The 19,020-nt window shown below is 70.4% G+C and carries 14 protein-coding genes; 10 read left to right on the top strand and 4 right to left on the bottom strand.

All coding sequences use genetic code 11. The features are described from left to right. Positions 1-137: 137 nt before the first annotated feature. Together ACZ39I_RS38225 and ACZ39I_RS38220 are read right to left on the bottom strand one after the other, a co-directional pair. Positions 138-1,703, bottom strand: a complete 1,566-nt coding sequence (locus ACZ39I_RS38225; protein ID WP_467249841.1) for a CocE/NonD family hydrolase — start codon at positions 1,701-1,703, stop codon at positions 138-140. 116 nt (positions 1,704-1,819) lie between these two features. Beyond that, positions 1,820-2,578 (bottom strand): hypothetical protein, encoded by a 759-nt coding sequence (locus tag ACZ39I_RS38220; protein ID WP_467249839.1) that lies wholly within the window; start codon positions 2,576-2,578, stop codon positions 1,820-1,822. 143 nt (positions 2,579-2,721) lie between these two features. Here ACZ39I_RS38220 and ggt point away from each other — a divergent pair, with 143 nt between their 5' ends. Beyond that, on the top strand, positions 2,722-4,518 hold the full coding sequence (gene ggt, locus ACZ39I_RS38215; RefSeq protein ID WP_467249837.1) for a gamma-glutamyltransferase: 1,797 nt from the start codon (positions 2,722-2,724) through the stop codon (positions 4,516-4,518). 4 nt (positions 4,519-4,522) lie between these two features. Here ggt and ACZ39I_RS38210 read toward each other — a convergent pair whose 3' ends face one another. Continuing rightward, on the bottom strand, positions 4,523-7,051 hold the full coding sequence (locus ACZ39I_RS38210; RefSeq protein ID WP_467249836.1) for an ATP-dependent Clp protease ATP-binding subunit: 2,529 nt from the start codon (positions 7,049-7,051) through the stop codon (positions 4,523-4,525). Positions 7,052-7,225: 174 nt separating this feature from the next. Next, complete coding sequence (gene map, locus ACZ39I_RS38205) at positions 7,226-7,993, bottom strand: type I methionyl aminopeptidase (RefSeq protein WP_467249834.1); 768 nt, start codon at positions 7,991-7,993, stop codon at positions 7,226-7,228. 33 nt (positions 7,994-8,026) lie between these two features. On the opposite strand from map, the gene ACZ39I_RS38200 reads away from it, so the two are divergent. The 9 genes from ACZ39I_RS38200 to ACZ39I_RS38160 all read left to right on the top strand — a co-directional run bounded on the left by ACZ39I_RS38200 (position 8,027) and on the right by ACZ39I_RS38160 (position 19,017). Beyond that, complete coding sequence (locus ACZ39I_RS38200) at positions 8,027-8,278, top strand: helix-turn-helix domain-containing protein (protein ID WP_352381469.1); 252 nt, start codon at positions 8,027-8,029, stop codon at positions 8,276-8,278. Between the two features lie 134 nt (positions 8,279-8,412). Beyond that, positions 8,413-9,999 carry a hypothetical protein gene (locus ACZ39I_RS38195; protein WP_467249832.1) on the top strand — a complete coding sequence of 529 codons (1,587 nt, stop codon included), beginning with the start codon at positions 8,413-8,415 and terminating at the stop codon, positions 9,997-9,999. A 180-nt stretch (positions 10,000-10,179) separates the two neighbouring features. Then, on the top strand, positions 10,180-11,022 hold the full coding sequence (locus tag ACZ39I_RS38190) for a nitrilase-related carbon-nitrogen hydrolase (protein WP_403665108.1): 843 nt from the start codon (positions 10,180-10,182) through the stop codon (positions 11,020-11,022). Further along, positions 11,019-12,308 (top strand): aspartate aminotransferase family protein, encoded by a 1,290-nt coding sequence (locus tag ACZ39I_RS38185; RefSeq protein WP_467249829.1) that lies wholly within the window; start codon positions 11,019-11,021, stop codon positions 12,306-12,308. Before ACZ39I_RS38190 ends, ACZ39I_RS38185 begins: the two co-directional genes overlap by 4 nt. A 23-nt stretch (positions 12,309-12,331) precedes the next feature. Beyond that, positions 12,332-13,891: a PucR family transcriptional regulator gene (locus ACZ39I_RS38180; RefSeq protein WP_393598575.1), complete on the top strand. Its 1,560-nt coding sequence runs from the start codon at positions 12,332-12,334 to the stop codon at positions 13,889-13,891. A gap of 155 nt (positions 13,892-14,046) precedes the next feature. Beyond that, a complete protein-coding gene (locus ACZ39I_RS38175) occupies positions 14,047-14,889 on the top strand; it encodes a nitrilase-related carbon-nitrogen hydrolase (protein ID WP_467249827.1) in 843 nt (280 codons plus the stop codon). Between the two features lie 31 nt (positions 14,890-14,920). Further along, positions 14,921-16,315, top strand: a complete 1,395-nt coding sequence (gene hydA / locus ACZ39I_RS38170; protein ID WP_467249825.1) for a dihydropyrimidinase — start codon at positions 14,921-14,923, stop codon at positions 16,313-16,315. Positions 16,316-16,326: 11 nt separating this feature from the next. Further along, on the top strand, positions 16,327-17,346 hold the full coding sequence (locus ACZ39I_RS38165; protein WP_467249823.1) for a TIGR03842 family LLM class F420-dependent oxidoreductase: 1,020 nt from the start codon (positions 16,327-16,329) through the stop codon (positions 17,344-17,346). A gap of 120 nt (positions 17,347-17,466) precedes the next feature. Then, positions 17,467-19,017, top strand: a complete 1,551-nt coding sequence (locus ACZ39I_RS38160) for an NCS1 family nucleobase:cation symporter-1 (protein WP_467249821.1) — start codon at positions 17,467-17,469, stop codon at positions 19,015-19,017. Positions 19,018-19,020 lie beyond the last annotated feature (3 nt).

Genomic DNA, 19,020 nt, shown 5'->3' with positions numbered 1-19,020 from the left:
ACGATGGTCCGCTCACCCCCAGGGTGACGGCGACCGAACCTCCAGGGACGCTGCTGCCGGGTGGGGGACCCCCCACGGCCCGTCAGCCGTAGGGGGCAACAGTCACAGAGCCCTACCCGCCCGGCGCCGGCCGGAGATCACTGCTCGCGCAGCGGAATCGACACGTACGACGGGTCGTTCGCCGGTGAGGAGAAGGTCAGCTGAGCGCCGGACGGGTTGTGCTCGATGTAGAGCGGGTCGACCGTGTCCACCACCAGGGCCAGCCGGTGCCCTGCCGGGACGTCATAGGCCGTGGAGAACAGCTCCAGGTCGACGCCGAACGGCTTCCCCGGCGTCTGGCCGTGGAAGGTGTACGGCGCGTTGGAGACCAGCTTGCCGAGGCCGAGCGGCCCCACGTCATAGAGGTAGGCGACGAGGGTGCCGCTCTCCTTGGTGGGGGTGACGGTGGTGTGCAACTTCGCGGTGCCGCGCACTCGTTGGGCGCTCGGGTACTTCTCCGACTGCCACACGGCGGCCCACCGGCGCGGAAGCAGCGGGATCGAGGCGACCGGCGGAGCCTGGGCGATCTGGTCGAGGATGCTGGACAGGAAGACGATCCCGCCGTCCGCGCCCGAGTCGACGTTGGTGTGGATCGTGGTGGTGCCCGAGAGAGCGATCTTCTTGCGGGTCGCGCCGACCGACTTCCAGTCCGGATAACCCTCGTAGCCGCCCGTGGAACGGGACTTGAGCCGGACCGGCTCCTCGTGGTCGATCCCGTTGTCCGTGCCCTTGAGGTAGTGGTCGAACCAGCGCTCGGTGTCGGTCCACACGTCGTTGGGCAGGCCGAACAGTCCGGTCAGTTCGGCCGTGGCGTGGTCGCCGGGGCGGAACTCCAGTCTCTTCGGGCCGGTCAGCTTCTCGTAGAAGTCCGCGTACTGGTTGGGCGGGAAGACCGTGTCGCCCCACGCGTTGGCCATCATGACCGCCGCGCCGTTCTTGTTCAGTTGGTCCACGTATGTTGCGGCCGAACGTTTCTTCCCCCAATCGATCATCTCCTGTTCCTTCGACAGGTTCGACGCGTAGAAGTTGTCGAAGATCTGCCGGATCTCGGCGCTCTGGCGGCCGGTGACCAGGCTCGCACCGTCCAGCAGGGCCCCGGCCTGGACGTGCTGGGTGCGGCCGGAGTAGATCGAGTCGATCAGGTCGGCCCAGCCGCTGAGCGCGGCGACGGCCTTGACGCGCTTGTCGTGTGCGGCGGCGAGGAGGCTGATGCCGGCGCCGTAGGAGACGCCCGCCATGCCGATGTGCTGTGCGTCGGCGGGGGTGTTGGCGAGCGCCCAGTCGATGACCTTGGACGCGTCGGCGGTGTCGGGAGGACCCGCCACTTCTATCTCCCCGCCCGACTGCCAGAACCCGCGGACGTTGTAACTGACCACGATGTAGCCGGAGTCCGCGAGCTTCTGGGCCTGGGCGAGGTACTCGATCTGGGGCAGACCCCAGCTCGTGGGCAGGACGAGCAGCGGGTAGCGCCGGGAGTCGTCGGCTCCGGCGGGCGTGATGACGTTCGCCTTGAGGACGGTTCCGCCGTCGCCGGTGATGTCCACGAAACGGACGGCGTCCGCCGCCTGGGCGGTGGGGGCGAGTCCGAGGGCGCTTCCGGCGATCAGAGTCGCGGAGACGGCGCCCACGGTGGTCGTACGCAGGGCCTTGCGAGGGTGTCCCACGGGTCACTCCCTACTCGTGTCAATGCAAAGTGACCAGACGGTAACCTCGAGGCTTTACCGGAGGTAACCCGTCGGTAAGTTACGTGGGAGTAACGATTGTTGGCATGTGAATCAATTCAGGAGGCGCGGTGGGAGTTGCGTGGAGCCGCGGTCGCCGGAAGAGGCGTCTTGGCCTCCCGGGTCACGTCCGCGACCAGCTCCACGACGTCCGGGCCGTACGCACCGGAGTTGACCACCCGCAGCAGCAGGACGAAGGTGCTGTCGCCGTACTTGCGGGTCAACCGCTCGTGGTTGCGGGCCAGATAGCGGGTCGCGGCCTGGTTGGTGATCGCGGTCTGGCCGCAGAAGAGGAACACCGGCCGGGCGCCGTTGCTCTGCTCGACGGTGAGCCGGGCGAGGAGGGCGTACTCGGACGTGCCGACCTCCACACGGTAGCGCTCGGTGCCCACCTGGAAGGCGCCGCGGTCCGGGCTCGGTTCGGCGTCCACGTTGACCCGGACGCCGGGCAGCAGGGACGAAAGGTGGGCGGCCATACGGCGGTTCGAGGCCGGCCCGCCGACGCAGAACTCGGTGCGCTCGCCGAAGCCCTGCCGTGCCGCGTCGTGCGGAAGGACCTGGGCGTGCGCGTTGCAGTCCTTGATGAGCGCGGCGAGCTCCAGAAGGGCGAACACGTCGTAGCGCATCACCGCCAGGTCCGGGCCGCCCGCGCCGCGGTTCACGACCAGCAGTGACTCGGAGTTGTCCGGCAGCCCGAAGAACGCCTGCTTGCGGCGGAGTTTCCGCTTCCACAGATACGTCCGGGCGAGCCAGCCGAGCGCGGCGCTGATGCCCGCCGCCACCACACCCAGGACGATGTTGCGCACGTCGTCAGTCATGTGCGCGCATGCTAGCGGCCGACACGGCTGGTACGTACCGGTGTTCGATGTGTGGCATTCGCATGACACCTGACCCGATGGGGGGTGTCGGGGTCCCGGTGATGTGGTTACGCTGCGCGGACGGTCCTGGACTGGAGGTACGGATGCGTCGCCCTGTCGCACGGAAACTGTCGGTGCTGGCGGTCTCGGCCGCCGTGGTGTCGGTGGGAGCGGTAGCACCGCCCCAGGCCGCCTCGGCACCCGGGAAGGCACCCGTCGCCGTGGGCTACGGCGGCGCCGTCTCCAGCGTCGACGCGGACGCCTCCGCCGCCGGCATCGAGGTCCTGAGGAAGGGCGGCAACGCGGTCGACGCGGCCGTCGCCACCGCCGCCGCGCTCGGCGTCACCGAGCCGTACTCCTCCGGCATCGGCGGAGGCGGCTACTTCGTCTACTACGACGCCAAGTCCCGTACCGTCCACACGATCGACGGCCGCGAGACGGCACCGCTGACCGCCGACTCCGACCTGTTCGTGGAGAACGGCAAGCCGCTCGCCTTCGCCGACGCCGTCAGCAGCGGCCTGAGCGTCGGCACGCCGGGCACACCGGCCACGTGGGCCACGGCCCTGGGCGAGTGGGGCAGCAGATCGCTCGGCAGCGTCCTGAAGCCGGCCGAGCGGATCGCCCGGAACGGGTTCACGGTCGACGACACCTTCCGCTCGCAGACCGCGTCCAACGAGACGCGGTTCCGGTACTTCCCCGACACCGCGAAGCTCTTCCTGCCCGGCGGGCAGCTGCCGGTCGTCGGGTCCACCATCAAGAACCCCGACCTCGCCCGCACCTACCGGGAGCTGGGCCGCAAGGGCGCCGACGCGATCTACCGCGGCGACCTCGGCGACGACATCGTCGACACGGTGAACCACCCGCCCGTGGACCCGAGTTCGGGCTGGAACGCACGGCCGGGTGAGCTGTCCGAGAAGGACCTCGCCGCCTACCGGGCCAAGCTTCAGAAGCCCACCAAGACCTCCTACCGCGGGCTCGGCGTCTACTCCATCGCGCCCTCCTCCTCGGGCGGTACGACGGTCGCCGAGGCCCTCAACATCCTCGAGCACACCGACCTCTCCAAGGCCAGTGAGGTCCAGTACCTGCACCACTACATCGAGGCCAGCCGGATCGCGTTCGCGGACCGGGGGCGCTGGGTCGGCGACCCCGCCTTCGAGGACGTACCGACGAAGGGGCTGCTGTCGCAGCGGTTCGCCGACTCGCGGGCCTGTCTGATCAGGGACGACTCGGTGCTCACGAGTCCGGTGGCGCCCGGGGACCCGCGCAATCCAGGGGCGTGCACGGACCGGGGCACCGCGGCTCCGACGACGTACGAGGGCGAGAACACCACGCATCTGACGGTGGCCGACAAGTGGGGGAACGTCGTCTCCTACACGCTGACCATCGAGCAGACCGGTGGCAGCGCGATCACCGTGCCCGGGCGCGGGTTCATCCTCAACAACGAGCTGACGGACTTCTCCTTCGTGCCGGCGAACCCCGCTGTGCACGACCCGAACCTGCCGGGGCCCGGCAAGCGGCCGCGGTCCTCGATCTCGCCGACGATCGTGCTGGACCGGCACAACCAGCCCGTGGTGGCCCTGGGTTCGCCCGGCGGGGCGACCATCATCACGACCGTGCTCCAGGTGCTGACCGAGTTCGTGGACCGCGGGCTGCCGTTGGTCGACGCGATCGCCGCGCCGCGGGCGAGCCAGCGCAACGCCGCGCAGACCGAGCTGGAGCCGGCGCTGTACAGCAGCGGGGTGCGGTCCCAGCTGGAGGCGATCGGGCATTCCTTCAAGCTGAACCCGGAGATCGGGGCGGCGACGGGTGTGCAGCGGTTGCCGGGCGGGAAGTGGCTCGCGGCTGCCGAGACCTCTCGGCGCGGTGGCGGGTCCGCACAGGTGGTGCACCGCGCGCCGTAGCCGCCTAGGAGGCGTTCCCCGTACGGAATTCCAGGGCGCCCGCTTCGGCGTCCACCGTCACCTGGCCGCGCTCCTCGACCGTGCCGTCGAGGAGCATCCGGGACAGCTGGTTGTCGACCTCTCGCTGGATCGTGCGGCGCAGCGGACGGGCGCCGTACTCCGGCTGGTAGCCGCGTTCGGCCAGCCAGTCGATCGCCCGGTCGGTGAAGTCGACCGTGATGCCCTGGGCGTGGAGCATGCGGCGGGTCCGCTCCAGCAACAGCCTGGTGATCTCGCGCAGTTGCTCTCCCGTCAGCTGGCGGAAGACGACGATCTCGTCGATACGGTTCAGGAACTCCGGGCGGAAGTGGTCGCGCAGGGGGCGCAGGATCTGTTCGCGCCTCGCCTCCTCGTCCGTGTCCGAGCCGCCCGCGCCGAACCCGATGCCGGCGCCGCGTCGGATGATCGCCTCGGAGCCCAGGTTGCTCGTCATCACGATCACCGTGTTGGTGAAGTCGACCGTACGGCCCTGTGAATCGGTGAGCCGTCCGTCGTCGAGGACCTGGAGGAGGATGTTGAAGACGTCCGGGTGAGCCTTCTCCACCTCGTCGAGCAGGAGCAGGGAGTACGGGTGCCTGCGGACGACCTCCGTCAGCTGGCCCGCCTCCTCGTGGCCCACGTATCCGGGTGGGGCGCCGACCAGGCGGCTGACGGTGTGGCGCTCCTGGTACTCGCTCATGTCCAGGCGGACCATGCGCTCCTCGCTGCCGAACAGGGACTCGGCGAGGGCGCGGGCCAGTTCGGTCTTGCCGACGCCGGTCGGGCCGAGGAAGAGGAAGCTGCCGATCGGCCGGTCCGGGCTCGCGAGGCCGGCACGGGAGCGCAGGACGGCGTCCGAGACGACCCGTACGGCCTCGTCCTGGCCGACCACCCGCCCGTGCAGATGCCGCTCCAGGCCGAGCAGCCGGTCCTTCTCCTCCTCGGTGAGGCTGCTGACCGGAATGCCGGTGAGCCGGGACACCACTTGGGCGATGGCCTCCGTGGTGACCTCCAGGTGCTGGCCCTCGTCGGCCTCGCCGTCCCCGCCGGCCTCGCCGATCCGCTGCTTCAACTCGGCTATTCGGTCGCGTAGTTGGGTGGCCTGCTCGTACTGCTCGTCGGCGACCGCCTGGTCCTTGTCCAGGCTCAGCTGCTCGACCTCGCGCTCCAGGGCCCGTACGTCCGTGCCCTTCGTGCGGGCGCGGAGGCGTACCCGCGCTCCTGCCTGGTCGATGAGGTCGATCGCCTTGTCCGGCAGCCGGCGGTCGGGGAGGTAGCGGTCGGAGAGCTCCACGGCGGCCACCAGCGCCTCGTCGGTGTAGCGGACCTGGTGGTGGGCCTCGTAGCGGTCGCTCAGCCCGCGCAGGATCTCGATCGCGTCCGCGGGGGTGGGCTCCGGCACCAGGATCGGCTGGAAGCGGCGTGCCAGGGCCGCGTCCTTCTCGATCCTGCGGAACTCCTCCAGCGTGGTCGCGCCCACGATGTGCAGTTCGCCGCGGGCCAGGGCGGGCTTGAGGATGTTGCCGGCGTCCAGGGAGCCGCCCTCGCCGCCTCCGCCCGCGCCGACGACCGTGTGCAGCTCGTCGATGAAGACGATCAGCCGGTCGGAGTTGTCGCGGATCTCGCCCACGATGTTCGTCAACCGCTCCTCGAAGTCGCCCCGGTAGCGGGTGCCCGCGACCACCCCGGTCAGGTCGAGGGCGAAGACCCTGCGCCCGATCAGCACGTCGGGTACGTCCCCGTCGACGATCCGCTGGGCCAGGCCTTCCACGATGGCGGTCTTGCCGACGCCCGCGTCACCGATGAGCACCGGGTTGTTCTTGCCGCGGCGGGACAGCACCTCGATGGTCTGCTCGATCTCCTCGTCCCGGCCGATGACCGGGTCGATACGGCCGTGGCGGGCCAGGTCGGTGAGATCGCGGCCGTACTTGTCGAGGGTGGGCGTGCTCGTGCCGCGCGGTGTCTCACCGCTCGGCTGTCCCCCGTCCGGGGCCGCCTCGGGAGGCAGGCCGGTGGGGGCGAACCGGGCGGAGTTGAGGATGTGCCCGGCGGCCGAGTCGGGGTTGGCGGCCAGGGCGCTGAGCACGTGCTCCGGGCCGATGTAACCGGCGCCCCGGGCCCGGGCCAGCTCGTGCGCGTCGAGCAGGGCGCGCTTGGCGGCCGGGGTGAGGGACAGCGAGGTGGGCGGCGGGGCCTCCTCCGGCTGGTGCTGGACGGGGCCGGAGCGTTCGTCGATCTCCGAGGCGAGCGTGTCGGGATCGGCTCCGGCCCGGCTCAGCAGGGTCCGGGTCGGCTCGGCGGAGAGGGCGGCCCGCAGCAGGTGCTGGGTGTCCAGATCCCGGCTGCCGTGCTCGGCGGCGTACTGCGCGGCGCCCCGCACCAGCTCCCTGGCCGGCTGGCTCAGCAACTGGCCGATGTTGATCTGCCGGGGGCCGGGACGCGGCCCGCCGAAGAAACGGGCGAGGAACTCTCCGAAGGCGTCATAGCCTTCCGGTCCGCTGAATCCGCTGGTCATGGCGTTCCCATCCGGCATCCCCGCGCGGGCCGGGGACACCCCTCGCTGATCGACGTGCCGGGGCCGGGTAACCCGGGTGTCAGCCGGTTACACCTTCGCACGGATGGGGGAGCGGGGCACACGCAGCGCTCGGCGGGCCGACGCCGGTCCACCGAGCGCTTGCGGAGAGCCTGCTCAGCGCGCCGTCAGGACGCGTGGTCCCACGTCGGTGATGGCCACGGTGTGCTCGGTGTGCGCCGCGCGCGAACCGTCGTTCGTCTTCAGCGTCCAGCCGTCCGGTGCCGTGTGGTACTCGTCGGTGCCGCCGGCGATGAGCATCGGCTCGATCGCGAGCACCATGCCGTGCCGCAGCGCGAGCCCCCGCCCCGGGCGCCCCTCGTTCGGCACCGGCGGGTCCTCGTGCATACGGCGGCCGATGCCGTGGCCGCCGAAGTCGTCCATGATGCCGTACCCGCCGTCCCGGCACACCGTGCCGATGGCGTGCGCGATGTCGCCGATGCGGTTGCCCACGACCGCCGCCTCGATCCCCGCCGCCAGCGCCCGCTCCGCGGTCTCGATCAGCCGGAGGTCGGCGGGGCGCGGCCTGCCCACGGTGAAGCTGATCGCCGAGTCCCCCGCCCAGCCGCCGAGTTGGGCACCGCAGTCGATCGAGACGAGGTCGCCGTCGCGCAGCCGGTAGCCGGTCGGGATGCCGTGCACGATCGCGTCGTTCACGGAGGCGCAGATCACGGCGGGGAAGGGAGTGGTGGCGAAGGTGGGGCGATAGCCCAGGAAGGGCGAGGACGCCCCGGCCTCCCGCAGCACCCCACGCGCCACCTCGTCCAGCTCCAACAGGGAAACGCCCACGTCAGCGGCCTCTTGTACGGCGGTCAGGGCGCGCCCGACCACCTGTCCCGCCTCGTACATGGCATCCATCGAGGTATCCGTCTTCAGCTCCACCATGCCAATTACTATACCGGTATTAGAATGGGGGCCATGGTGCGCACCCCTCTCACTCCCGAAGAACACGAACGCGGCGAACGGCTCGGCCGGCTGCTGCGCGAGGCCCGCGGCGGCCGCAGCATGACGGAGGTCGCGACGACCGCCGGGATCTCCCCGGAGACCCTCCGGAAGATCGAGACCGGACGGGCTCCGACGCCGGCGTTCTTCACGGTGGCCGCGCTCGCCCGGGCGCTCGGGCTGTCCATGGACGAGCTGGCCGGACTGTGCGAGTTGGCGGGCGTGTGACGGGAGTTCGCTCAGTGACCGGGAGCGCGCCGGGAGGCACCTGCTGCGCCTTTGCAAACTGCCTGTAGCCCGTTCGTAACACTGCTGGTGTTGCCTTACGGACCGGAGTGCTCCGGTCTAACGGGAGTTGAGCGATGGCAGTGGATCAACTCCCGGGCCGGATGCGGGAGTTCGTGGCCTATCTGGACGGTGTACTGGCGCGCCTGGATCAGGGCGCCGGTTGGTGCGCGGTGTTCTGGCAGCGCGACCCGGACGGTATGCAGGCCTGCCTCGACGGCCGCGAAGTGCCGCCCTGGGACGTGGTCGAGGCGCTCCTGCAGGACCTCGCCGCGGAGTACGGCCCCGAGGTGGCCCACGCCGAGGCTGAGCGGGCCCGCCCCCTGCACGCCGCCGCCCAGGCCGCCCACGACGCCCGCCCCGGCGGCCGGGACGCCCTCGGCGACCGCTTCGACGTCATGCTCCGCGAACAGCGCTACGCGGCGGAACGGCAGGCCGAACTGGGCCGCCGGCTCGCCACCGCCACCACCCAGGAGGAGGCCGACGCCATCCGCCTGGACCTCGCCTGGGCCCGCGACGACCACGAGCGCGCCGTACGGCGTTGCGCCGAACTCCAGTCCCGGATAGCCGAGTTGGACCACCGCGCGATGACCGACCAGGCCCGGGCGATCCGACGGGGCCGGGTCGGGGAGGGGGGCTTCGGGGGTGGCGCTGCCGGCGGCGGTCGAGGCGCCGAGTTCCCGAACATGCCGCAGCAGCGCGACGCGGTCAGGGAGACAGACGCCGAAGCGCTCCACCCAGGGCACGCACCGCAGTCGACAGCCCCCACCTGGGCGGATGCCCCCGGAGACGTACCGCCGCAACACGGTGCCACTGAAGTGACCCGTTCGGGATACGCCCCGTACCCGCAGGCCCCGGCGCAGGTCACCCGCCACGACGTGGAACCCCCGCAACAGCCCACCCCTGCCCCGCCGCCGGAGGCAGCCGCCCCCAAGCGCAAGCGCCGGCGTGGCGGTGCCCGTTTCGCCGGTATGGGCGACGAGGGCGGTGCCCCCGTGGCCGTACCCCCGGCCGCCGTGCCCGATCTGCCCGCCGCGCCGGTGGCGAAGGGACGGAGTCTGCGCGGGGCCCGTTTCGCCGGGGCCGCGGAGGTGCCGGCGGTGCGTGAGCAGGAGTGGGCCGAGCCGTCGGACGTGGTGGCGTGGCGGGAGACCGCCGAGACGGTCGCCACGCTGGTGCGGCTGCGCTCGGAGGGGCGTACCGGCGAGGCGCACGCCCTGCTCGTCGAGGTCGCCCACTGGCCCGCCGACCGTTTCCCGCTGCTCGCCGCGGAGCTTCAGCACGCCGGGCTCGGCGCCGACTGGGCGTCCCTGCTGTGGGAGGCCGCCTCGCTCCCCGCCGACCGGCTGGTGGCCGCCGCGGACGCCCTGGTCGCGGCCGGGCGGAGCGCGGACGGCGAGCAGGTGCTCAGGCAGGGGGTCGCGCGACCCGCGGGCGAGATCGGCGCCGCCGTGCTCGCGCTGGCCGCAGAGGGCCGCCGCCGTGAGGTCACCGCGCTCCTCGACGCCTACGTCCGCGTCCGCACCCCCGAGGAGGCCGCCCGCAGCGCCGAGCCGGGCCCGGGGACCCTCGTACCGCTCCTGCTGGCCGCCGCGCGAGGTGTCTCGGACGAGCGGCACTGGGACCTGGTGCACGCCCTGCGGGTCGCCGGATTCTCCGCCTGACAGGTCCCCCACAATCCCGCCGGCCCGGCACGTCACTCCTCCACTGGAGTGTGAAACGTGATCGACTTCGCGGGTTAACGACGATGGTCTTGGCAAGCCTCTCCAGGAGGCTTACGTTCGTCCCTCTACGGCTACATCTACGGGCGTAGAGGCTCTGACGTCCCGCCGAAGGAGCAGCTCATGGCCAACGTCGTACGTGCCGCTCTGGTCCAGGCCACCTGGACCGGCGACACCGAGTCCATGGTGGCGAAACACGAGGAGCACGCCCGCGAGGCGGCCCGACAGGGCGCGAAGATCATCGGGTTCCAGGAAGTGTTCAACGCCCCCTACTTCTGCCAGGTCCAGGAACCGGAGCACTACCGCTGGGCCGAGCCGGTGCCCGACGGCCCCACCACGAGTCGTATGCAGGCACTCGCCCGCGAGACCGGCATGGTGATCGTCGTGCCCGTGTTCGAGGTCGAGCAGTCCGGCTTCTACTACAACACCGCGGTCGTGATCGACGCCGACGGCAGCGTCCTCGGCAAGTACCGCAAGCACCACATCCCGCAGGTCAAGGGCTTCTGGGAGAAGTACTACTTCAAGCCCGGCAACCTCGGCTGGCCGGTCTTCGACACCGCCGTCGGCAAGGTCGGCGTCTACATCTGCTACGACCGGCACTTCCCGGAGGGCTGGCGGCAGCTGGGCCTGAACGGCGCCCAGCTCGTCTACAACCCGTCCGCCACGCACCGGGGGCTCTCCTCCCACCTGTGGCGCCTGGAGCAGCCCGCGGCCGCCGTCGCCAACGAGTACTTCGTCGCCGCCATCAACCGGGTCGGCGTCGAGGAGTACGGCGACAACGACTTCTACGGAACCTCGTACTTCGTCGACCCGCGCGGCCAGTTCGTGGGGGAGACGGCGAGCGACAAGGAGGAGGAGCTGGTCGTCCGCGACCTGGACTTCGACCTCGTCGAAGAAGTGCGGCAGCAGTGGGCGTTCTACCGCGACCGCCGCCCCGACGCCTACGAAGGGCTGGTGCAGCCGTGACCGAGGACCTGCTGGGACGCCACCGGGCCGTCCTGCCCGACTGGCTCGCCCTCTACTACGAGCAGCCGCTGGAGATCACGCACGGCGAGGGCCGGTACGTCTGGGACTCCGAGGGCAACAAGTACCTCGACTTCTTCGGCGGCATCCTGACCACGATGACCGCGCACGCCCTGCCCGAGATCACCAAGGCGGTCAGCGAACAGGCCGGGCGGATCATCCACTCGTCGACCCTGTACCTGAACCGTCCGATGGTCGAACTCGCCGAGCGCGTCGCCCAGTTGTCCGGCATCCCGGACGCCCGGGTCTTCTTCACGACCTCCGGCACCGAGGCCAACGACACCGCGCTGCTGCTGGCCACGACCTACCGCCGCAGCAACACCATCCTGGCGATGCGCAACAGCTACCACGGCCGCTCCTTCAGCGCGGTCGGCATCACCGGCAACCGCGGCTGGTCCCCCACCTCGCTGTCCCCGCTGCAGACGCTGTACGTCCACGGAGGCGTGCGCACCCGCGGCCCGTACGCCTCCCTCGGCGACGACGACTTCATCGCGGCCTGCGTCGACGACCTCAAGGACCTCCTCGGCCACACCCGCCCGCCCGCCGCCCTGATCGCCGAGCCGATCCAGGGCGTCGGCGGCTTCACCTCGCCGCCCGACGGCCTCTACGCCGCCTTCCGCGAAGTGCTCCAGGAGCGGGGCATCCTCTGGATCGCCGACGAGGTGCAGACCGGCTGGGGCCGCACCGGCGACCACTTCTGGGGCTGGCAGGCGCACGGGCAGTCCGGCCCGCCGGACATCCTCACCTTCGCCAAGGGCATCGGCAACGGCATGTCCATCGGCGGAGTCGTCGCCCGCGGCGAGATCATGAACTGCCTCGACTCCAACAGCATCTCGACCTTCGGCGGCACCCAGATCACCATGGCGGCCGGCCTCGCGAACCTGACGTACCTCCTGGAACACGACCTCCAGGGCAACGCCCGGCGGGTCGGCGGACTGCTCCTCGAGCGGCTGCGGTCCGTCGCCGCGCAGGTTCCCGGCGTACGGGAGGTGCGCGGGCGCGGTCTGATGCTCGGCGTCGAGCTGGTCAAGCCCGGCACCGACGAGGCGGACCCGCAGGCCGCGTCCGCCGTCCTGGAGGCGGCCCGCGCCGAAGGGCTGCTGCTCGGCAAGGGCGGCGGGCACAACACCAGCGCCCTCAGGATCGCCCCACCCCTGTCCCTGACCGTCGCGGAGGCCGAAGAGGGCGCCGCGATCCTCGAACACGCTCTGAGGAGCACCATCCAGTAGGTCCACAGCAAGGGAACACCGTCATGAGCACCACCTTGGAGCGCCTGGAGCCCCTGGAACCTCTGGAGCCGACCCTGTCGGTCCGCCAGGTCCTCATGCTGGAACGGGTGCTCGCCGGGGAGCCCGAGGTGGTGGCCGGCGCCGGCCAGCTCGACCGGGCCGTGCGCTGGGTGCACGTGGCCGAGGCCGCCGACGTCGGCGTGATGCTCAGCGGCGGCGAGATGGTCCTCACCACCGGCGTGCTGCTCGCCGGTGACGACGACAAGCAGACCGAGTACATCCGGTCCCTGCACCGCGCGGAGGCCGCGGCCGTGGTCCTCGGACTCGGCCGCGCCTTCCCGGCCCCGCCGGACGTGATGCGCCGGGCCGCCGAACGGTGCGGGCTGCCCATGGTCGTCCTGCACCGGCCCTTTCCCTTCGCCGAGCTGACGGAGGAGGTCCAAGCCCGGCTGGTACGGCGGAAGTTCGCCGCCGTCAGCATGTCCGAGGCCGTCCGCACCGCCCTCACCGGACTCATCACCGCGGGCGCCCCGCTCCAGCGGATGCTGGACGAGATCGCCCACCACAGCGGCTGTCCCGTCGTCGTCACCAACCTCGCCCACCGGGTGCTCGCCACCGCGGGGGAGCGGTCCGCGGTGGACGACGTGCTGCGCGACTGGGAGCGCATCGCCCGCCAGGCCGGCGGCAGCGAGGGTGACGGCTGGATCCGCGCCGAACTGGCCGGGCGCGGGGAACGCTGGGGCCAGATCATGCTGTGCGGCTACCGGGGCGACACGGCCACGGGACGCCTCCTCGCCGACCGAGCCGCCGAGTCCCTCGTCCTGCACCGCATGCTCGGCGGCACCTCCGCCCACACCTGGGAGGAACAGTCCGCGCAGAGCCTGCTCACCGACCTGGTCAGCGGGGTCGTACCGGCCCGGCAGCTGCTGCCCCGCGCGCGGGCGGCCGGGTTGCCCGTCAACCGGCGCACCTTCGTGCCGCTCGTCGTACGGGACGGTGACCCGGCGGAACTCGACCGGGTGCTACGGCTGTTGGGGCTGCCGGGAATCGTCGCCGAACTCGCCGACGGGGCCACCGCCGTCCTGCTGAGCCTGGCCCGGGACCAGGACGCCGCCGTACTCACGGCCAACTTCGCGGCGCGGCTCACGGGGATGGTCGTGGCGGCGGCCGACCCTCGTACGGTGTGGGACGACGTTCCCGCCGGCATGCGCGAGGCCCGGCATGTCGCGGACGCCGTCGCTTCGGGGGTGCTCGACCTCCCGGCCGTCGTCCGCCTCAAGGACGTCCATCTGCGCGGCCTGATACGGCTGTTGCGGGACGACCCGCACGTGCAGTCCTTCGCCGAGCGCGAGCTGGACGGACTGCTGTGCGCGGCGGGAGACGATCTGCTGGCGGTGCTGCGCACCTACCTCGCCACCGGCCGCAACAAGTCCCGCACCGCCCAGCTCCACCACGTCTCCCGCCCCGCGCTGTACCGGCGGCTGGAAGCCATACAGGGCCGGCTCGGCGTCGACCTCGACGACTTCGAGCAGGCCGCCTCGGTGCACATCGCACTTCTCGCGCACGACGCGCAACAGGGCTGAAACATGCCACGACCTGGGAAAACGGCGGTGAAACATGGGCTCACGACAGGGTGACACCGTGGCACGCCCAAGGCCCGCGGACGTGACACCGTGCAACTCAGAGCAGCTTTTCGGACTTCCTAGTCTTCTCGCACACCGAGTGACCGGAGGTCCCGATGAGCAGAGTGATTCGTGCCGCCCTCTTCCAGACCGCGTGGACGGGCGACAAGGAGTCGATGATCCAGGTACACGAGCAGGCGGCCCGGGACGCGGCCGCGCAGGGTGCTCAGGTCCTGTGCTTCCAGGAGCTGTTCTACGGGCCGTACTTCTGCCAGGTCCAGGACAAGTCGTTCTACGAGTACGCCGAGCAGATCCCGGACGGCCCGATCGTCAAGCGGTTCCAGGCGCTGGCCAAGGAACTGGGCATCGTCATGATCCTGCCGATGTACGAGGAGGAGCAGCCCGGCGTCCTCTACAACACCGCCGCGGTGATCGACGCGGACGGCTCGTACCTCGGCAAGTACCGCAAGCACCACATCCCCCAAGTCCCGGGATTCTGGGAGAAGTTCTACTTCCGTCCCGGCAATCTCGGCTGGCCGATCTTCGACACCAAGGTCGGGAGGATCGGTGTGTACATCTGCTACGACCGCCACTTCCCGGAGGGCTGGCGGGCGTTGGGCCTCGCGGGCGCCGAGATCGTCTTCAACCCGTCGGCCACCTCGCGCGGACTGTCCGCCTACCTGTGGCAGCTGGAGCAGCCCGCGGCGGCCGTCGCCAACGAGTACTTCGTGGGCGCGATCAACCGGGTGGGCGTGGAGGAGCTGGGCGACAACGACTTCTACGGGACGACGTACTTCGTCGACCCGGAGGCCCAGTTCGTCGGCGAGGTGGCGAGCGACAAGGAGACCGAACTCGTCGTCCGCGACCTGGACATGGCCAAGCTGCGGGAGGTCCGCGACCGCTGGCAGTTCTACCGGGACCGCCGCCCGGACGCCTACCCCCCGCTGACCGCACCCTGACCGAACCGACCACCTTGGCAGGAGAGGGAACATGAGCAGCCGTACCGTCATCAGCGGTGGCCTCGTCATCACCGCGTCCGACGAGATCCACGCCGACGTGCTGATCGAGGACGGCCGCATCGCCGCCCTCGCCGTGCCCGGTACCCAGAGCTGGACCGCGGACCGCACGATCGACGCCACCGGGAAGTACGTCATCCCCGGTGGCGTCGACGCCCACACCCACATGGAGCTGCCGTTCGGCGGCACCTTCGCCTCCGACACCTTCGAGACCGGCACCCGGGCCGCCGCCTGGGGCGGTACGACCACGATCGTCGACTTCGCGGTGCAGAGCGTCGGCCACACCCTGCGCGAGGGCCTGGACGCCTGGCACGCCAAGGCCGAGGGCAACTGCGCCATCGACTACGGCTTCCACATGATCGTCTCCGATGTGAACCAGGAGACGCTCAAGGAGATGGATCTGCTGGTGGAGGAGGGGGTCACCTCCTTCAAGCAGTTCATGGCCTACCCCGGCGTCTTCTACTCCGACGACGGCCAGATCCTGCGCGCCATGCAGCGCTCCGCCGAGAACGGCGGCCTGATCATGATGCACGCCGAGAACGGCATCGCGATCGACGTACTGGTCGAGCAGGCGCTGGCCCGCGGCGAGACCGACCCCCGCTATCACGGCGAGGTGCGCAAGGCGCTCCTGGAGGCCGAGGCCACCCACCGCGCCATCAAGCTCGCGCAGGTCGCCGGCGCGCCCCTGTACGTCGTGCACGTCTCGGCCATGGAGGCGGTGGCCGAGCTGGCACGCGCGCGTGACGAGGGGCTCAACGTCTTCGGCGAGACCTGCCCGCAGTACCTGTTCCTCTCGACGGACAACCTCGCGGAGCCCGACTACGAGGGCTCGAAGTACGTGTGCAGCACCCCGCTGCGTCCGAAGGAACACCAGGCCAAGCTCTGGCAGGGCCTGCGCACCAACGACCTCCAGGTCGTCTCCACCGACCACTGCCCCTTCTGCTTCGTGGGCCAGAAGGAACTCGGCCGCGGCGACTTCTCGAAGATCCCCAACGGCCTCCCTGGCGTCGAGAACCGCATGGACCTGCTCCACCAGGGTGTCGTCGACGGGCACATCTCGCGCCGCCGCTGGATCGAGATCGCCTGCGCCACCCCGGCCCGGATGTTCGGCATGTACCCGAAGAAGGGCACCATCGCCCCGGGCGCCGACGCGGACATCGTCATCTACGACCCGCACGCCGAGCAGATCGTCTCCGCCGAGACCCACCACATGAACGTCGACTACTCGGCCTACGAGGGCAAGCGCCTCACCGGCCGGGTCGAGACGGTCCTCTCGCGCGGCGAACTCGTCATCACCGAGCGGGAGTACACCGGGCACGCCGGGCACGGCACGTACACCCCCCGCTCCACCTGTCAGTACCTCAACTAGGAGTGGCGCCCATGGACTTCGGACTCGTCCTGCAGACGGATCCGCCCGCATCGAAGGTCATCAGCCTGATGAAGCGGGCCGAACGCAACGGCTTCACCTACGGGTGGACCTTCGACTCCGCCGTGCTCTGGCAGGAGCCGTTCGTGATCTACAGCCAGATCCTCTCCAACACCACGAAGTTGAAGGTCGGCCCGATGGTCACCAACCCGGGCACCCGCACCTGGGAGGTCACCGCCTCCACCTTCGCCACCCTCAACGACATGTTCGGCAACCGCACGGTGTGCGGCATCGGCCGCGGCGACTCCGCGATGCGCGTCGCAGGCCGTACGCCCAACACGCTGGCCCGGATCAGCGAGGCCATGAAGGTCATCAGGGCGCTCGGCTCGGGCCAGGAGGCCGACCTCGGCGGCACGGTGATCAGGTTCCCGTGGATCAAGGAGGGCGCCGAACTCCCCGTATGGATGGCGGCGTACGGGCCGAAGGCGCTGAAGATGACCGGTGAGGAGGCCGACGGGTTCATCCTCCAGCTGGCCGACCTGTATCTCACCGAGTACATGGTGAAGGCGGTCAAGGACGCCGCCGTCGCCGCCGGACGCTCGCCGGACGAGGTCAAGATCTGCGTCGCCGCCCCCGCCTATGTCACCGAGGACGACTCGCCCGAGGCACTCGCCCACGCGCGCGAGCAGTGCCGGTGGTTCGGCGGGATGGTCGGCAACCACGTGGCCGACCTGGTCTCCAAGTACGGCGAGCACTCGGCCGCCGTCCCCGACGAACTCACGGACTACATCAAGGCCCGCGAGGGGTACGACTACTCGCACCACGGTCGGGCCGACAACCCGGACACCGCGTTCGTGCCCGACGAGATCGTCGACCGGTTCTGCATCATCGGACCGGTCGAGAAGCACATCGAGAAGCTGAACGCGCTGCGTGACCTGGGCGTCGACCAGTTCGCCGTCTACGACATGCACGACGCCCAGGAAGCGACCATCGACGCGTACGGCTCGAAGGTCATCCCCGCGCTCAACGCCTGATATGCGATCCCCGACCCCCCACACCTTGTTCTCCCCTCTCAGCCCCGCCGTCCCGGGGCGGAGAGGGGCCCAAGGCCCCCGCACGGCCTTTCCCGTCCCGCTCTGATCGATTGGCCTGCCATGACCGAAACAGTCCCTCCGGGGTCGCCGATACCGCAGTCCGCCGGTGGCCGCGTCGAACTCGCCCCCGAGGCCTTCCCCACCGACAGCCCCTTCGCCAACGAGGACCTGCGTCCCGTACCGGTCTCCGAGCGCAAGTGGACCACGTACAACTTCGCGGCCCTGTGGATCTCCATGGCGCACTGCATCCCCAGCTGGACCCTGGCCTCCGGCCTGGTCGCACTCGGCATGGACTGGAAGCAGGCCGTGTTCACCATCGCCCTGGCCAACATCATCGTGCTGCTGCCGATGCTGGCCACCGGGCACGCCGGACCCAAGTACGGCATTCCCTTCCCGGTCCTCGCCCGTGCCTCCTTCGGGCTGCGCGGCGCCAACATCCCGGCGCTGATCAGGGCAGCCGTGGCCTGCGGCTGGTTCGGCATCCAGACCTGGATCGGCGGCAGCGGCATCTTCGCGCTGGGCTCCAAGCTCACCGGCGGCCACTGGGAGAACGCGGCCGAGATCGCCGGCAACCCCTGGCCCCTGTGGCTCTGCTTCGTGCTGTTCTGGGCGCTCCAGATCGCGATCATCTACCGCGGCATGGACTTCCTGCGGCACTTCGAGAACTGGGCCGCGCCCTTCGTGATCGCCGGCGCCCTCGTGCTGCTGATCTGGATCGCCGTCAAGGCCGACGGCTTCGGCGCGCTGCTCGACCAGCCGTCCAAGCTCGGCTGGGGCGCGGACTTCTGGCCGGTCTTCTTCCCGTCCCTCATGGGCATGATCGGTTTCTGGGCCACTCTGTCGCTGAACATCCCCGACTTCACCCGCTTCGGCGCCAGTCAGAAGGCGCAGACCTGGGGCCAGGCCCTGGGACTTCCCACCACCATGACCCTGTTCGCGGTCCTCGCCGTGCTGGTCACCTCCGGATCCGAGGCCATCTACGGCGAGGCCATCTGGGACCCGGTCGCGCTGGCCGCCAAGACGGACAACGCCTTCGGTCTGCTCTTCGCGCTCGTCATCGTGCTGGTCGCCACCGTCTCCGTGAACATCGCGGCGAACGTGGTCTCACCGGCGTACGACCTGTCCAACCTGGCCCCGAAGTTCATCAACTTCCGCACCGGCGCGCTGATCACGGGCGTCCTCGGCGTCCTGATCTTCCCGTGGAAGCTGATCTCCACGCCGGAGTTCTACATCTTCACGTGGCTCGGCGTGGTCGGCGGTCTGCTCGGCACGGTGGCGGGCATCCTCATCGCCGACTACTGGATCGTGCGGCGCACGGTCCTGCACCTCGTGGACCTGTACACGCCCGGCGGCCGCTACTGGTACACCAACGGCTGGAACTGGCGGGCGATCGCCGCCTTCGTGGTCGGCGGTCTGCTCGCGGTCGGCGGCTCGTACTCGGCTGTGGGCGCGGACGGCAAGAAGACCGGGCCGTTCCCGACCGACGGTCTGATCCCGTTCCTCAAGCCGCTGGCCGACTACGGCTGGGCGGTGGGCCTGAGCGCGTCCCTGCTGCTGTACATCGCGCTGATGCTGCCGAAGGGCAGGGAGCAGGAGGGCATCGCGGCCTGACCG

This window comes from Streptomyces sp. NPDC024687, from assembly GCF_055559055.1.
This window is presented reverse-complemented; position numbering and strand designations above follow the sequence as displayed.

Excerpts from the sequence above, each read along its gene's own strand:
- ACZ39I_RS38220 (WP_467249839.1), bottom strand. The coding sequence starts at position 2,578 with ATGACTGACGACGTGCGCAACATCGTCCTGGGTGTGGTGGCGGCGGGC.
- ggt (WP_467249837.1), top strand. The coding sequence starts at position 2,722 with ATGCGTCGCCCTGTCGCACGGAAACTGTCGGTGCTGGCGGTCTCGGCC.
- ACZ39I_RS38210 (WP_467249836.1), bottom strand. The coding sequence starts at position 7,051 with ATGACCAGCGGATTCAGCGGACCGGAAGGCTATGACGCCTTCGGAGAG.
- map (WP_467249834.1), bottom strand. The coding sequence starts at position 7,993 with ATGGTGGAGCTGAAGACGGATACCTCGATGGATGCCATGTACGAGGCG.
- ACZ39I_RS38200 (WP_352381469.1), top strand. The coding sequence starts at position 8,027 with ATGGTGCGCACCCCTCTCACTCCCGAAGAACACGAACGCGGCGAACGG.
- ACZ39I_RS38195 (WP_467249832.1), top strand. The coding sequence starts at position 8,413 with ATGGCAGTGGATCAACTCCCGGGCCGGATGCGGGAGTTCGTGGCCTAT.
- ACZ39I_RS38190 (WP_403665108.1), top strand. The coding sequence starts at position 10,180 with ATGGCCAACGTCGTACGTGCCGCTCTGGTCCAGGCCACCTGGACCGGC.
- ACZ39I_RS38180 (WP_393598575.1), top strand. The coding sequence starts at position 12,332 with ATGAGCACCACCTTGGAGCGCCTGGAGCCCCTGGAACCTCTGGAGCCG.
- ACZ39I_RS38175 (WP_467249827.1), top strand. The coding sequence starts at position 14,047 with ATGAGCAGAGTGATTCGTGCCGCCCTCTTCCAGACCGCGTGGACGGGC.
- hydA (WP_467249825.1), top strand. The coding sequence starts at position 14,921 with ATGAGCAGCCGTACCGTCATCAGCGGTGGCCTCGTCATCACCGCGTCC.
- ACZ39I_RS38165 (WP_467249823.1), top strand. The coding sequence starts at position 16,327 with ATGGACTTCGGACTCGTCCTGCAGACGGATCCGCCCGCATCGAAGGTC.
- ACZ39I_RS38160 (WP_467249821.1), top strand. The coding sequence starts at position 17,467 with ATGACCGAAACAGTCCCTCCGGGGTCGCCGATACCGCAGTCCGCCGGT.